We start from the raw sequence: 14842 nt of genomic DNA, 5'->3' as shown, positions 1-14842 counted from the left end.
TTATTGCCGCCCTGATCGGCCGCATTCCAAGCCATGGGGATCGATGTGCCCGACCACCTTGTGCTGACGGGGTGCAAACGGAACGCCCCATCGATCGGCCCGTTGAGGCCGCTCCTACCGACCGACATGTCCAGGAGCCGACGATGCCCTATGTGAAGACCCGCGACGGGACCGATATCTATGTCAAGGATTGGGGCGAAGGCCGTCCCGTCGTGCTGCTCCATGGCTGGCCGCTGTCCGCCGACATGTGGGACGCGCAGATGATGGCGCTGGCCGAGGCGGGGTTCCGCGCCATCGCCTATGACCGGCGCGGCTTCGGACGGTCGGGACAGCCCTGGTCCGGCTATGATTACGATACGCTGTCCGACGATCTGGCCGATGTGCTGGAGGCGACGGGCGCACGGGACGCGGCGATCATCGGCTTCTCGATGGGCGGCGGCGAAGTTGCCCGTTACATGAGCCGCCATGAGGGCAAGGGCGTACTCGCGGCCGGGCTGATCGCCTCGGTCGTGCCGTACATGCCCAAGACCGCCGACAATCCCAACGGCACCGATCAGTCGGTGTTCGACCAGATCGGCCAAGGCCTGCGCGAGGACCGCGCGCATTTCCTGCGCCACACCTTCTTCAAGCAGTTCTTCGGGGTCGGCTATATCTCCAGCCCAGTCAGCGACGAGGTGCTCGACTGGGCGACCAGCGTGGCGATGCAGGCGGGGTTGAAGCCGACGCTCGCCTGTGCCGAGGCGTTCAGCCAGACCGACTTCCGCCCCGATCTGCCCGCCTTCCGGGTGCCGACGCTCGTCATCCACGGCACCGGCGACCAGACCGTGCCGATCGATCCGGCGGGCCGCGCGGCGGCCGAGGGGATCGCGCAATCGCAGCTGGTGGAATATGACGGCGCGCCGCACGGGCTGAACGTCACGCACAGCGATCGCCTGACCAGCGACCTGCTGACCTTCCTGGGTCGGTAAAGAGAGAGGGCGGCCTCGCGGGGCCGCCCTTCTTATTTCAGCGGGACGATGACCTCGTCCGGATGCGCGACGTTCAGTTCCTTACGCACCATCTCATCGACCATGTCCGGATTGGCATGATCGGGATCGAGCAGCGCGACGCGGTTCTTCAGGATAGTCCGCTTCTTGTCGAGCGCGGCATAATCATGCTCCCGCTTGACCAGCTGACGCTGATACTCGCCATAAGCGAGCAGGCCGTTTCGCCCCAACACCGCATAGGCGCCGAAGAACGCAACGATCGTCAGACCAAGGGCGGGCAGCGCGGCCCGCCGCATGGTCCGGATGAAAGGCGACGGTTTCCTGCTCACAGCGGCCATAATCGTACCGACGCCTTTCGATTTCAAGCGCGGATCAAAATATCGCGACCGGCATAGCGTGCCGAGTCACCCAGCTCTTCCTCGATGCGGATCAGCTGGTTGTACTTGGCGAGCCGGTCCGAACGAGCCAGCGAACCGGTCTTGATCTGACCGCAATTGGTGGCGACCGCCAGGTCGGCGATCGTCGCGTCCTCGGTCTCACCCGAACGGTGCGACATGACGGCGGTGTAGCGCGAACGCTGCGCCAGCGACACGGCCTCCAGCGTCTCGGTCAGCGTGCCGATCTGGTTGACCTTGACGAGCAGCGAGTTGGCATAGCCGCCCTCGATGCCCTTCTTCAGGCGCTTGGGATTGGTGACGAACAGATCGTCGCCGACCAGCTGAACCTTGTCGCCGATCATGTCGGTCAGCGCCTTCCAGCCCTCCCAATCGTCCTCGGCCATGCCGTCTTCGATCGACAGGATCGGGTACTGGCGGGTCAGGTTGGCGAGATACTCGGCCATCTCATGGCTCGACAGGATCTTGCCCTCGCCCGAGATATTGTACTTGCCGTCCTTGAAGAACTCGGTCGCGGCGCAGTCGAGCGCGATCATCACGTCGTCACCCGGCTTGTACCCGGCCTTCTCGACCGAGGCCATGATGAAGTCGAGCGCTTCGGTGGTCGAGGCGATGTTGGGGGCGAAACCGCCCTCGTCGCCCACGCCGGTCGCCAGCCCCTTTTCGTGCAGTGCCTTCTTCAGCGTGTGGAAGATTTCCGAACCGCAGCGGACCGCTTCCATGATGTTTGCCGCGCCGACCGGCATGATCATGAATTCCTGGAAGTCGATCGGGTTGTCGGCATGTTCGCCGCCATTGATGATGTTCATCATCGGCACCGGCAGCAGATGCGCCGAGACGCCCCCGACATATTTATACAGCGGCAGGCCGCGCGCTTCGGACGCGGCCTTGGCCACCGCCAGGCTGACGCCCAGGATCGCGTTCGCACCCAGGCGGCCCTTGTTCTCGGTGCCGTCCAGTTCGATCATGACGCGGTCGAGATCGGCCTGATCCTCGGCGTCCATGCCCAGGATCGCGTCGGTGATCTCGTCATTGACCGCTTCGACCGCCGCCTCGACGCCCTTGCCCATCCAGCGGCTCTTGTCGCCGTCGCGCTTCTCGACCGCCTCATGCGCGCCGGTCGACGCGCCCGATGGCACGGCAGCGCGGCCGAAGCTGCCGTCTTCGAGCAGAACGTCGACCTCGACCGTGGGGTTGCCCCGGCTGTCCAGGATTTGACGCGCGTGGATGTCGATGATTGCGGTCACGTAACGATGCTCCTACATCAGCCTTGAAGGTCTCGGCGCGGCTCTACCTTGTGACTGGGGTTAGGGCAATTGCGGTAAAAGCATGGAACCGTGCTTCCGTCGTCGGGGTTAACAGGCAAACCGCCCGTTCGCACGGGCCGATACGAAAGGGTTTTCCGATGGCTGACACCGACAGCACATTCCCCGCCAGCGATACCGTGACGCCCGGCTTCGGCGCCAATACCGGCGTTGCCCCCGAAGTGGCCGCGCCCAGTGCCTCGATCGGCACCGAGGACGATGCCGCAAAGGCCAAGCCGGGTCTGGCCGATGCCAAGCAGCAGGTGAAAGAAGGCGCCAGCAAGGTGCAGCAGCAGGCGGTGGACAAGGTCTATGCCTTGGCCGGTGACGGCAAGGCGAAGGCCGGGTCGGCGCTCGATCAGGTCGCGCAGTTGCTGAACGATGCGGCCGGTCAGGTCGATGAGAAGCTGGGCAGCCAATATGGTCAATATGCCCGCTCGGCCGCCGACACCGTGTCGTCGCTGTCCGGGGCGATCAAGGACAAGGATGTCAAAGAACTGATCGACGACGCCCGCGCCTTCGTCACGAAGAGCCCGGCGGTTGCGGTCGGCATCGCGGCGGCGGTCGGCTTCGCCCTTGCCCGCGTGGTTCAGTCGGGCATCGAAACCCGCCAACCGGATGATGCCGCGGCGTGACGCGCATCGTCGAACCCCTGGCGACGGCCGTGACGTCGGAACCGGAGACGCTGACGTCGCTCGTAACGCAGCTGGTCGATGACGGTCGCTCGTTCATCACCGCCGAGATCGACCTGGCCAAGGCGCGGGCCACCGACAAGATCGGCCGCTATCGCAGTGCCGCGATCTTCTTCGGGATCGCAGCGGTCCTGGGGCTGTCGGCCTTGGTCGCCCTGCTCGTCGGGTTGATCTTCGCGCTCGCTCCGCTGACCGGGCCTTTCGCCGCGACATTGATCGTGGTCGGCGCGGTGCTGGTGATCGCCGGGGTGTTGGCGATGATAGGCAAGTCCCGTCTGTCCGGAGACCACGCATGACCGTCGTCGAAGCCGAAATGCGGGCGGCCGCAGCACGCGAACGCCTGAACGGCACCGCCGCGCGTATCCAGGCGCGATTGGAGCCGCAGGCGCTCGCCGCCCAGGCCCGAGAAGCGGGTGTGTCGGCGGCCAAATGCGGGCTGGAGTCCGCAAAGAGCAATCCGGCCGCCGTCGCGGGCGGCGTCGCGGTGCTCGGTCTGCTTCTTAACCGTCGGCGGATCGCCCGCCTGTTCAAGCGCAAACGCTGATTTGGTTCGCAGGGGGACCGCTTCCCCCTCGACACTGCCCAGAAGGATGTTCGCAATGACCACCGAAACCCACCAGGATCAGCCGACCGACCGCCTCCGCGAGACGATCGACCATACGCGCGAAACCGCGTCGCAGGTCTATCACGACGCCAAGGACAAGGCCGCCGCAGCGTTGCACACGTCGAAGGACAAGGCTGGCGACCTGGCGCAGAAGACCGCCCGCACGATCGAGGGCAATCCGCTGGGCATCCTGGTCGGCGGTCTGGTGGTCGGCGTGATCGCCGGTGCGCTGATCCCGCGTTCGGCGCGCGAGAAGGAATGGCTGACCCCGATCGGCAAGAAGCTGGGTGAGACGATCCGCCAGGCGGCGCAGGCGGCGCGTGAAACCGGCCTACGCGAGCTGGAGAATGCGGGCTTGACCAAGGACGCCGCCAAGGATCGCGCCAAGTCGCTGTTGGACGATGTGGTCAAGGTCGCGAGCAATGCCGGTTCGGCTGCTGCCAAGGCTGCGACCAACAAGACCTCGGCCTGACGACGGGGCGCTCCGTCCGGGCACGTCACGCCCCGCGATCCGATGGTGATCGCGGGGCGTTTCTTTTGCCTGGACGGGACAGCAGCGGCTTGCGGGGCGGACACGGGCTTTCTACCAAGATCGCCTCGTCGCTCTCACCGGGATATCCGCTTGCGCCTTCTCTCCCTCGCCATCGTCCTTTCCGCGTCGACCATCGGCGCCCCCGCCATAGCATTGGCTCAGGCCACGCCGATCGCGGCGCCCCAGCCGGGCGAGGGCAAGGAAGATGCGCGCCTGAAGCAGCTATTCCATGACAGCGACGAAGCCAGCCTGGCGCGCAATCCGATCAACGGCATATTTCGCGGCGACATGCGCCGCGCCGACCGGATCGGCGATTTCTTCTCCGACGCCTGGATCGCGGCCGAGCGCGCGGCGGGCCAGAAGGACCTGAAAGCGCTCAGCCAGATCGACCGGGCCAAGCTGACCCCGACCAATCAGGTCGCCTATGACGTCTTCAAGCAGCAGACCGAAACCGCGCTGAAGGGCTATGATCCGGCGATCGTCGCGCTGACGATCGTGCGACCGATGGACCATTTCTACGGCATCCAGACCTTCTACCCCGAATTCGCCTCGGGCCAGGGGGCTGCACCTTTCAACACGGTCTTGGATTACGAGAATAATCTGAAGCGCAACGTCGAATATGCGCATCTGCTCGACGAGGCGATCACCCGCTTCCGCCAGGGCATGGCGACCGGCATCGTCCAGCCCAAGCTGGTCGTCCGAAACATGATCGCACAGTTCGACAATCTGCTGGCCGTGCCCGTCGAGCAATCGACCTTCTACGGTCCGGTTCGGAACTTCCCCGCCTCGATCCCGGCGACGGAACAGGCGCGGCTGAAGGCCGCCTATGCCACGCAAATCCGCGATGTCATCGTGCCAGCCGAGAAGCGGATGCGGGATTTCCTGGCCGACACCTATCTGCCCGCCGCGCGCGACACGGTCGGGTTGTCGGGGATGCCGGGCGGCGACAAGCTCTATGCCTATCTGATCGAACAGAACACGACCCTGCCGCTCAAGGCCGAGGACGTACACCAACTGGGCCTGTCCGAGGTCGCACGCATCCTGAAGGCGATGGAGGTTCAGAAACAGGCGGTCGGCTTCAAGGGCAGCCTGCCGGAATTCTTCACCTTCCTGCGCACCGATCCGCGCTTCCAGCCCAAGAGTGCGGCGCAGCTTCGCGAAGGCTATGAGGCGATCGGCCGCCGGGTCGACGCGCGTATCCGCGAGCAATTCTCGCTGATCCCCAAGACCCCGCTCGAAATCCGCCCCGTCCCGGCGTTCAAGGAAAAGACCGACGCGGGCGGCTCCTATCAGGGGGGCACGCCCGATGGCACGCGGCCGGGTGTCTTCTACTACAACACCTATGACCTCCCCTCGCGCTATATGTGGGAGATGGAGACGCTGTACCTGCACGAAGCGGTGCCGGGGCATCATTTCCAGATCAGCCTGGCGCAGGAGAACACCGCCCTTCCCGCCTTCATGCGCTTCGGCGGCAACACCGCCTATGCCGAAGGCTGGGCGCTCTATGCCGAGACGCTGTGGCCCGAACTGGGCATGGAGACCGATCCCTATCAGCGGATGGGCGGCCTGAACGACGAGATGCTGCGGGCGATGCGGCTGGTCGTCGATACCGGCATCCATGCCAAGGGTTGGACCCGCGATCAGGCGATCGATTATATGCTCGCCAATTCCCCTATGGCGCGCACCGATGCGACTGCCGAGGTCGAGCGGTATATCGCCATTCCGGGCCAGGCGCTCGCCTACAAGATCGGGCAGCTGACGATCAGCCGTCTGAAGGCAAAGGCGAAAGCCGAATTGGGCGCGAAGTTCGACCCCCGCCGTTTCCATGCCGAGGTACTCGACACCGGCGCGCTGCCCATGCCGGTGTTGGAAAAGAAGATCGCGGACTGGATCGCGGCCGAAAAGCGCCGCTGATCAGGGTGTAGGCGCCGCGTCAGGGGACGTGGCGCTTCTCCAGTTTCCGTGCCAGCGTGCGGCGGTGCATGCCCAGGCGCCGCGCGGTTTCCGAGATGTTGAAGTTCGTCTCGGCCAGCGTCTCGTTGATCCGCTCCCATTCCAGCGTCTTGATCGAACTGGGCCGATCGGTGATCGCGGTCGTCGCGTCGCCGCTCGCCTTGTGGAAGGCGGCCTCGATATCGTCGGTGTTGGACGGCTTGGCGAGATAGTGGCACGCGCCCAGCTTGATCGCCTCCACCGCCGTCGCGATGCTCGCAAAACCGGTCAGCACGACGATCAGCATCGCCGGATCATGGGCGTGAAGCGTCTGGACACAGGCAAGGCCGGACGCTTGCCCCAGCTTCAGGTCGACCACGGCGTAGCGCGGCGTCGTCTCGGCTAGGATGTCGCGCAGCGCATCCGGGCTCGGCGCCACCCATACGCGGTAGCCGCGCCGCTCGAACGAGCGTTGCAGGGTGCGGGCAAAGGTTTCGTCATCCTCGACGATCACCAAGGCGCGTTCGTCGTCCATCATTACTCCTGATCCGATACGCCGATCATACTTAAAGGTAGGGTGAGCGTAACGACTGCGCCACCCTCCGGCCTATTGGCGGCCTCCACCCGGCCGCCCAATTTGCGGACGACGCTGGATACCAGGAACAGACCGACGCCATGCCCCTCGCCCTTGGTCGATTGCTGAGGCCGGCCGACCTGCGACAGGGTCGTCGAGGTGAAACCCGGCCCCCGATCGGTGACGCGGACCGCCACCGCCCCACCCTCGCGCGCGACACTGAGTCCCACCCAGGCGGGCGACGCTTCGGCGGCATTGTCGAGCACGTTCCACACCGCCTGCTTGATCGCCGGGTCGGACACGATGGCCGCGTCATCGTCGGTCCGCTGATAGTCCAGCACGACCTGACCATGGCTCCCGCGCCATTCCTCGACGATGGCGTCGATGAACCGACCGACCTCGGACAGCTCCGCCGCCTCGCCACGCGGTTCGCCCGCCGATTGCAGGATGCGGGTGACGATCGCCTTGCACCGCTGAACCTCCGCCTGCATCTCGGCGATCTCGCCCATCAGTTCGGCATCGTCGCGCAGCTTGGGCATGCGCCGCCAGTCGCTAAGGATCACCGACAGGCTGGCGAGCGGCGTCCCCAGCTCATGCGCTGCGCCCGAGGCCAGCAGCCCCATGCGGACGATATGGTCCTCCTCCGACGCCTGTTGGCGCAGATCGGCCAGCCATGCCGCGCTTCGGCGCATATTGGCGCTGATGCGGGTGACGAACAGGATCAGCAATCCCGCCACCAATGCAAAGCCCAGCCAGTTCCCCAGGGTATGAAGCCCGGCAATGTCGCCGAACAGCCATGGCGGAAAAGCGAGCGGCCGATGGTGGAGCGACAACAGCCCGAAACACAGCCCGGTAATCCCCGCCAGCGCCCAGGCGGACCAGGTTTCCAGCAACACCGCGCCCAGCACGACCTGGATCAGATAGAGCGAGATGAACGGATTGGTCGCGCCCCCCGCCAGGAACAGTTGGAGCGTCAGCGTGCCGACGTCGAACATCAGCGCGAAGAGCAGCTCGGTATTGGTGATCCGCTGAAAACGCAGTCGGACATGGCTGAGCAGGTTGATCGCCACCGCCATCACCAGCACGCCCATCATCGCGCCAATGGGCAATTCGACCCGCATGACACGGTTGACGAACAGGATGGTCACCAGCTGTCCCGCCACCGCCATCCAGCGCAGATGGATGAGCTGGCGCATATTGGCAGTGCCCGCCGCCACATCGGGCTCCCGCGGACGCATGGTGAAGGGCAGAAAGGGCGGATCGCCCGGCGTCACTCCCGCCCTCGTCGCCACAGGATGACGATGCCGACGCATGTCAGGACGGCGAGCGCAAACCAGGTCAGCGCATAGGACAAATGGCTGTTGCGGAACGCAACGACGGTCAAGCCGCCGACCGGATAGCCGCCGGGATTGGGCGTGGCGTCGGCGTCGATGAAATAGGGGGCAACTGCGCCGAGGCGTTTCGCCTTGGCGATCGCCGCGACGTCGCGTGAATACCAGCGGTCGGCGGCAGGATCGTTGGAACGGAGGAAGGCCCCGCCCGGCTCGGTCACCCGAACCAGCCCGGTGATGCGCACGGGTCCGTCGGGGCGGCTATGGTCGGCACGCTTTTCGCTCGGTACGAAACCGCGATTGACCAAGATCGTGAAACGGGGGCCGACGAGCGGCGTCAGCACCCAGAAGCCCGGCCCGCGCTCGGTCACCGCCTGGACGAAGGTCTCGCGGTCGTTGCGGAACCGGCCTTCGACAGTCACGCGGCGATAGACGTCGAATGTGTCGGCTGTTGGGGGAGCCGCGACGGGCGGGGCGTGAAGCCGCGCATCCACCGTCGCGATCAGGTTCAGTTTCCAGACCCGGCGCTGCAACTGCCATACGCCGAGCGACAGGAAAACCGCGACCAGCGTCACGCCGATCGCGGTCAGGATCGCCAGCGTCAGTGGCGAACGGCCGCGCCGCCCGCCGCTCACGCCGACATCGGCCATTACATGCCGCCGCCCAGCTGGGCGGCCATGTCCGGCATCATGTTGGTGTTCATGTGATACATGACCCAGATCGATCCGCTGAGCGTGATGACGACCAGCACGGCGGTAAAGACCAGCGCCATCATCGTCCAGCCACCTTCAGACTTGGTGTTCATGTGAAGGAAGTAGATCATGTGGACGACGATCTGGACGAAGGCCAGACCCATGATGACCAGCGCGGTCGTCTGGGTATCACCCAGCGCGCCGGTCATGACCGCCCAGAACGGGATCGCCGTCAGGATCACCGACAGGACGAACCCGATCATATAGCCCTTCAGCGAGCCATGACCATGAGTGTCGCCGTGCGCGTGAATGTCGTGGCCGTGGTCGGCGTGGTCGCCATGACCATGGGGGTTATGAGCGCTCAACGGAGAACTCCCAGCAGATAGACAAAGGTGAAGACACCGATCCAGACGACGTCCAGGAAGTGCCAGAACATCGACAGGCACATCAGGCGGCGCTTGTTCGCCTCGATCAGGCCGAAGCGACCGACCTGCACCATCAGCGTGACCAGCCAGATCGAACCGAAGGTGACGTGCAGGCCGTGGGTGCCGACCAAGGTGAAGAAGGACGACAGGAAGGCCGAACGCTGCGGACCGAACCCTTCATGGATGAGGTTCGAGAATTCGTAGAGTTCAATGCCCAGGAAGGCGAGACCGAACAGGCCGGTGATGCCCAGCCAGATGAGTGTGTTCGACTTCTGGTTCTTCTCCATCGCGATCATGGCGAAGCCATAGGTGATCGACGACAGCAGCAGCATCGAGGTGTTGAGCGCGACCAGCGGGAGTTCGAAAATCTCCTTCGGGGTCGGCCCGCCCGCATAGCTCGTGCCCAGCACGCCATAGGTGGCGAACAGGATCGCGAAGATGAGGCAGTCGCTCATCAGATAGAGCCAGAAACCGATGGCGGTCGCGCCACCGGATTCGTGGTGATGATCCTCGTCCTCGACCAGATAATAGGTCGGATTCTTCGCCGGATCGGCGCTCAGAACGTCGGTCGACATGGATCAGGCCCCCTGACCGAGCAGACGACGCCGCTCGTTTTCCGTTGCCACGACTTCATCGACGGGGATGTAGTAATCGCGGTCATAGTTGAACGTGTGCCAGATGGCGACGACGACGACACCGATCAGGCCAAGCGCGGCAAGCCACCACATGTACCAGATCAGCCCGAAGCCGGCGGCCGTGGACAGGGCGGCGATGATGACGCCCGTGCCGGTATTCTTCGGCATGTGGATCGGCTGATAGCCTTCGGCCGGCTCTTGCGCCTTCTTCTCCTTCATGTCGTACCAGGCGTCCAGTTCATGGATGACCGGCGTGAAGGCGAAGTTATACTGCGGCGGCGGCGACGAGGTCGCCCATTCCAGCGTACGGCCGTTCCAGGGATCGCCCGTCGTGTCGCGCAGCTCTTCCTTCTTCCAGATCGACACGCCGATCTGAACCAGGAAGGCCCCGATACCGCCCGCGATCATCAGCGCACCGAAGGCGGCGATGATGAACCAGATCTGCAGCGACGGATCGTCGAAGTGACGCAGGCGACGGGTCACGCCCATCAGACCCATGACATAGAGCGGCGTGAAGGCGACCCAGAAGCCGATGACCCACAGCCAGAACGACACCTTGCCCCAGAACTGGTCGAGCTTGAACCCGAAGGCCTTGGGCCACCAATAGTTGATCGCGGCAAAGGCACCGAACAGCACGCCGCCGATGATCACGTTATGGAAGTGCGCGATCAGGAACAGCGAGTTGTGGAGCACGAAATCGGCGGGCGGAACGGCCAGCAGAACGCCGGTCATGCCACCGATGGTGAAGGTCAGCATGAACGCGATGGTCCACATCATCGGCAGCTCGAACCGGATGCGCCCCTTGTACATGGTGAACAGCCAGTTGAAGATTTTCGCGCCTGTCGGGATCGAGATCACCATGGTGGTGATGCCGAAGAACGAGTTGACGCTGGCACCCGAACCCATGGTGAAGAAGTGGTGCAGCCAGACGAGGTACGACAGGATCGTGATGACGATCGTGGCGTAGACCATCGAGGTATAGCCGAACAGCCGCTTGCCCGAGAAGGTCGAGGTCACTTCCGAGAACACGCCGAACAACGGCAGGATCAGGATGTACACCTCCGGGTGACCCCAGATCCAGATCAGGTTCACGTACATCATCGGGTTGCCGCCGAGATTGTTCGTGAAGAAGTTGGTGCCGACATAACGGTCGAGCGACAGCAGGACGAGGGTTGCGGTCAGCACGGGGAAGCTGGCGACGATCAGGACGTTCGCGCACAGCGAGGTCCAGCAGAACACCGGAAGCTTCATCATGGTCATGCCCGGCGCGCGCATCTTGATGATGGTCGCGATCAGGTTGATGCCCGACAGGGTGGTGCCGACACCGGCCACCTGCAATGCCCAGATATAATAGTCGACGCCGACATCGGGACTGAAGTCCAGTTCCGACAGCGGCGGGAAGGCCAGCCAGCCGGTCCGCGCGAACTCGCCGATGAACAGCGAAGCCATGACCAGCACGACGCCACCGACGGTCATCCAGAAGCTAAGATTGTTCAGATACGGGAAGGCCACGTCGCGCGCGCCGATCTGGAGCGGGACGACATAGTTCATCAGACCGGTGATGATCGGCATCGCCACGAAAAAGATCATGATGACGCCGTGGGCGGTGAACACCTGATCGTAATGGTGCGCGGGCAGGAACCCCTGATTGTCACCGAAGGACATGGCCTGCTGACCACGCATCATCAGCGCGTCGGCAAAGCCGCGCAGCAGCATCACGATGCCCAGCACCATGTACATGACGCCGATCCGCTTGTGATCGACGCTGGTGAACCACTCCGTCCAGAGATAGCCCCACAGCTTGAACTTGGTGATGAGCGCCAGCACCGCGAGCCCGCCCACCGCGACACCCAGAAAGGTGAAGACGAGGATCGGCTCGTGGATCGGCAGGGATTCGAGCGACAGGCGCCCGAAAATTGTCTTGAGTAATGTCTGATCCATAATGGCGTGCCTCAGCCGCGACCCACACCGGCATGGCCGGGGGTCTGCGGGGTGGAAAGGAAGGACATACGGCGGTTCTTGATGTCGCCCGGCTCCTGCACGCCGTTGGACGGCAGCGGTTCCTTGCTCTGGTGCGGCGAGGCTTCATATTCCTCGGGCGACTTTTCCAGGGCCCCCTTGGTGCGATCCCCGTGCATCGGGCCGGTGTTGTTGACCGGCGGATTGCCCTCGCCGACCTTCATCTTGTGCGGGTCGCCGCCGCCCTTCATGCGGTCCTGCATCATGACGTGCGACATGCACGGCGTGTTGTCGGCGACGCAGCGGTTGACGACGCGGTCGAACAGATCGCCCTGGACGCCGTTGAAGTACATGGCGGGCACGTCCTCGCTCGGCTTTTCCAGGTTCAGGAACAGCGCGCGGGTCAGTTCGCCGCGTCCCTTGCCCTGCCCCGCCTGCGCGGACCGGACCTTGTCGACCCACTGGTCGAAGCCGTTCGCCTGAAGCGCATAGACCGGGAAATGCATGCCCGAGAAGCCGGCACCGCTATAGTGCGACGACAGACCCTCGAAGGTGCCCTCACGGTTCATGACCGCGTGCAGCTTCGTCTCCATGCCGGGCATCGTGTAGATCATGCCGGCCATCGCGGGAACGTAGAAGGCGTTCATCACCGAGGTGCTGCTCAGCCGGAACTCGACCGGACGGTCGACCGGCAGCGCCAGTTCGTTGACCGTGGCGATGCCCTGCTCCGGATAGATGAACAGCCACTTCCAGTCGAGCGAGACGACCTGGATTTCCAGCGGCTTGACGTTCGCCGCGACGGGCTGCCCCGGAGCGGTGCGCTCGATCGGGCGATAGGGGTCGAGCAGATGGGTGCTGGTCCACGTCACCGCGCCCAGGCAGATGATGATCAGCAGCGGTGCCGACCAGATGACCAGCTCCAGCATGGTGGAGTGATCGAACTCCGGATCATATTCGGCCTCCGTGTTGCTCTTGCGATAGCGCCACGCGAACAGCACCGTCAGCGCCATCACCGGAATGATGATGAGCAGCATCAGGGCCGTCGCGATCAGCACCAGATCGCGTTGCTGCACGGCGACGTCACCGGCAGGGTTGAGCACGACCGCGTCGCATCCCCCCAGCATGGCCAGGAGGGGCAAGGCGGCCCAGCGAAGAGGGCGCAGGCGCGCAAGGCTCGACGAATGAGACATATGGCATGGGCCGCTACGCCTTTGCTGCACCTGCGCACATTGGACAGTTTGTCCAATCCCCGTGGGGACACGAAAGGCGCATAGGCGACGCAGAATGGCGGTCATGTGCGGTCTTTTTGCATCGTACATGCGTCGCCTCAATAACTTGGAAGAAGTCAGGACTGGCAGCCGATGAGCGCAGAGTTAACCGCATCGACCTCGACGCCCCTTGAGCGGGACGCGCGGCTGGTCAATGCCCGCGATCCGCACCATGTCGCGCCGGGCGATATCGCCATCGGCGTCATCATCGGCCGTACGTCGGAGTTTTTCGACTTCTTCGTATACGCCATCGCCTCGGTGCTGGTGTTCCCGTCGCTGATCTTTCCCTATGTCGACGCGCTGACGGGCACGATCTATTCCTTCGCGCTCTTCTCGCTGGCGTTCATCGCGCGCCCGATCGGCACCTTCATCTTCATGGCGGTCGACCGTAACCTGGGTCGCGGCGTCAAGCTGACCATCGCGCTGTTCCTGCTCGGCGGCTCGACCATGGCGATCGCCTTCCTGCCCGGCTATGCGCAGATCGGCCACTCGGCCGCCGTGCTGCTCGGCATCTTCCGCGTGATGCAGGGTCTGGCGCTGGGCGGTGCCTGGGACGGTCTGCCGTCGCTGCTGTCGCTGAACGCGCCGGAGCGTCGTCGCGGCTGGTACGCGATGATCCCGCAGCTGGGCGCACCGCTCGGCCTGCTGGTGGCCAACGGTCTGTTCGCCTTCTTCCTGACGACGCTGAGCAATGCCGACTTCCTCGACTGGGGTTGGCGCTATCCGTTCTTCGTGGCGTTCGCGATCAACGTGGTGGCGCTGTTCGCCCGTCTGCGTATCGTCGCGACGCCGGAGTTCCAGCGCCTGTTCGAGACCCGCGAGCTCCAGCCCGCGCCGGTGGGCGAAACGCTGAGCACCGAGGGCCGCACCGTGATCCTCGGGGCTTTCGCGCCGCTCGCCAGCTTTGCGATGTTCCACATCGTCACCGTGTTCCCGCTGTCCTGGGTCGTGCTGTTCAACAAGGAGCGGCCGCAGGACTTCATGATGATCGAGATCATCGGCAGCATCGTCGGCGTGTTCGCGATCCTCGCCTCGGGCAAGATCGCCGACCGCGTCGGCCGCCGCACCTTGCTGGGCTTCTCGGCTGCCGCGATCGCGGCCTATGCGGGCTTCGCGCCGCAGCTGCTGGATCAGGGCGGCACCGGTGAGACGATCTATATCGTTCTCGGCTTCCTGTTGCTGGGCCTGGGCTTCGGTCAGTCCTCGGGCGTCATCAACTCGGGCTTCTCGCCGCTGCGCCGCTATACCGGTGCCGCGATCACCTCGGATCTTGCCTGGCTGATCGGTGCGGGCTTCGCGCCGCTGGCCGCGCTGCTGCTGTCGAGCAATTTCGGGCTGTTGGCGGTCGGTGCCTATCTGCTGTCGGGTGCGGTCTGCACGCTGGCCGCGCTGGGCATCAACAAGGAGCTCGCCAAGCGCGCCTCCTGATCGATCCACGCTGACCGAAACGAAGTGGCCGGCGGGGCGACCCGTCGGCCGTTTTGCTTTCATACAGGCAGCTTCCTACATTCCG

The 14842-nt window shown here is 64.3% G+C and carries 16 protein-coding genes; 7 read left to right on the top strand and 9 right to left on the bottom strand.

Features of this window, described 5'->3' with window-relative positions; all coding sequences use genetic code 11:
* The first annotated feature begins 143 nt into the window (after positions 1-143).
* Positions 144-968, top strand: a complete 825-nt coding sequence (locus U1H82_RS14055) for an alpha/beta fold hydrolase (protein WP_322965586.1) — start codon at positions 144-146, stop codon at positions 966-968.
* A gap of 32 nt (positions 969-1000) precedes the next feature.
* Here U1H82_RS14055 and U1H82_RS14050 read toward each other — a convergent pair whose 3' ends face one another.
* Together U1H82_RS14050 and eno are read right to left on the bottom strand one after the other, a co-directional pair.
* Positions 1001-1324, bottom strand: a complete 324-nt coding sequence (locus U1H82_RS14050; protein ID WP_375339533.1) for an FtsB family cell division protein — start codon at positions 1322-1324, stop codon at positions 1001-1003.
* A gap of 23 nt (positions 1325-1347) precedes the next feature.
* The gene (gene eno / locus U1H82_RS14045; RefSeq protein ID WP_322965584.1) at positions 1348-2628 is read right to left on the bottom strand and encodes a phosphopyruvate hydratase; all 1281 of its coding nucleotides are present in this window, start codon (positions 2626-2628) and stop codon (positions 1348-1350) included.
* Positions 2629-2786: 158 nt separating this feature from the next.
* Between eno and U1H82_RS14040 the strand changes: the two genes are divergently transcribed.
* The 5 genes from U1H82_RS14040 (at position 2787) to U1H82_RS14020 (ending at position 6427) form a co-directional block, all read left to right on the top strand.
* On the top strand, positions 2787-3320 hold the full coding sequence (locus U1H82_RS14040; protein WP_322965583.1) for a hypothetical protein: 534 nt from the start codon (positions 2787-2789) through the stop codon (positions 3318-3320).
* Positions 3317-3673: a phage holin family protein gene (locus U1H82_RS14035; protein ID WP_322965582.1), complete on the top strand. Its 357-nt coding sequence runs from the start codon at positions 3317-3319 to the stop codon at positions 3671-3673. The genes U1H82_RS14040 and U1H82_RS14035 overlap by 4 nt, the downstream gene beginning before the upstream one ends.
* A complete protein-coding gene (locus U1H82_RS14030) occupies positions 3670-3921 on the top strand; it encodes a phosphatase (RefSeq protein ID WP_322965581.1) in 252 nt (83 codons plus the stop codon). Before U1H82_RS14035 ends, U1H82_RS14030 begins: the two co-directional genes overlap by 4 nt.
* Before the next feature lie 55 nt (positions 3922-3976).
* Positions 3977-4453 carry a hypothetical protein gene (locus U1H82_RS14025; RefSeq protein WP_322965580.1) on the top strand — a complete coding sequence of 159 codons (477 nt, stop codon included), beginning with the start codon at positions 3977-3979 and terminating at the stop codon, positions 4451-4453.
* Between the two features lie 150 nt (positions 4454-4603).
* On the top strand, positions 4604-6427 hold the full coding sequence (locus tag U1H82_RS14020; RefSeq protein WP_322965579.1) for a DUF885 domain-containing protein: 1824 nt from the start codon (positions 4604-4606) through the stop codon (positions 6425-6427).
* Positions 6428-6446: 19 nt separating this feature from the next.
* Here U1H82_RS14020 and U1H82_RS14015 read toward each other — a convergent pair whose 3' ends face one another.
* From U1H82_RS14015 to cyoA, 7 genes are read right to left on the bottom strand one after another with little or no spacing between them, the layout of a single operon-like run.
* Positions 6447-6980 carry a response regulator transcription factor gene (locus tag U1H82_RS14015; RefSeq protein WP_322965578.1) on the bottom strand — a complete coding sequence of 178 codons (534 nt, stop codon included), beginning with the start codon at positions 6978-6980 and terminating at the stop codon, positions 6447-6449.
* A gap of 2 nt (positions 6981-6982) precedes the next feature.
* Positions 6983-8257, bottom strand: a complete 1275-nt coding sequence (locus tag U1H82_RS14010; RefSeq protein ID WP_375339535.1) for an ATP-binding protein — start codon at positions 8255-8257, stop codon at positions 6983-6985.
* Between the two features lie 32 nt (positions 8258-8289).
* Positions 8290-9000, bottom strand: coding sequence for an SURF1 family protein (locus U1H82_RS14005; RefSeq protein WP_322965576.1), 711 nt, complete (start codon positions 8998-9000; stop codon positions 8290-8292).
* A complete protein-coding gene (cyoD, locus tag U1H82_RS14000; RefSeq protein ID WP_375339532.1) occupies positions 9000-9407 on the bottom strand; it encodes a cytochrome o ubiquinol oxidase subunit IV in 408 nt (135 codons plus the stop codon). Before cyoD ends, U1H82_RS14005 begins: the two co-directional genes overlap by 1 nt.
* Positions 9404-10042 carry a cytochrome o ubiquinol oxidase subunit III gene (cyoC, locus tag U1H82_RS13995; RefSeq protein ID WP_322965575.1) on the bottom strand — a complete coding sequence of 213 codons (639 nt, stop codon included), beginning with the start codon at positions 10040-10042 and terminating at the stop codon, positions 9404-9406. The genes cyoD and cyoC overlap by 4 nt, the downstream gene beginning before the upstream one ends.
* A gap of 3 nt (positions 10043-10045) precedes the next feature.
* Positions 10046-12043 (bottom strand): cytochrome o ubiquinol oxidase subunit I, encoded by a 1998-nt coding sequence (gene cyoB / locus U1H82_RS13990; protein ID WP_322965574.1) that lies wholly within the window; start codon positions 12041-12043, stop codon positions 10046-10048.
* 11 nt (positions 12044-12054) lie between these two features.
* Positions 12055-13185: a ubiquinol oxidase subunit II gene (cyoA, locus tag U1H82_RS13985; protein WP_375339534.1), complete on the bottom strand. Its 1131-nt coding sequence runs from the start codon at positions 13183-13185 to the stop codon at positions 12055-12057.
* 237 nt (positions 13186-13422) lie between these two features.
* Between cyoA and U1H82_RS13980 the strand changes: the two genes are divergently transcribed.
* Complete coding sequence (locus U1H82_RS13980) at positions 13423-14757, top strand: MFS transporter (RefSeq protein WP_322965572.1); 1335 nt, start codon at positions 13423-13425, stop codon at positions 14755-14757.
* Positions 14758-14842: the final 85 nt, after the last annotated feature.

This window comes from Sphingomonas fuzhouensis, assembly GCF_034659795.1.
GTDB lineage: Bacteria > Pseudomonadota > Alphaproteobacteria > Sphingomonadales > Sphingomonadaceae > Sphingomonas > Sphingomonas fuzhouensis.
This window is presented reverse-complemented; position numbering and strand designations above follow the sequence as displayed.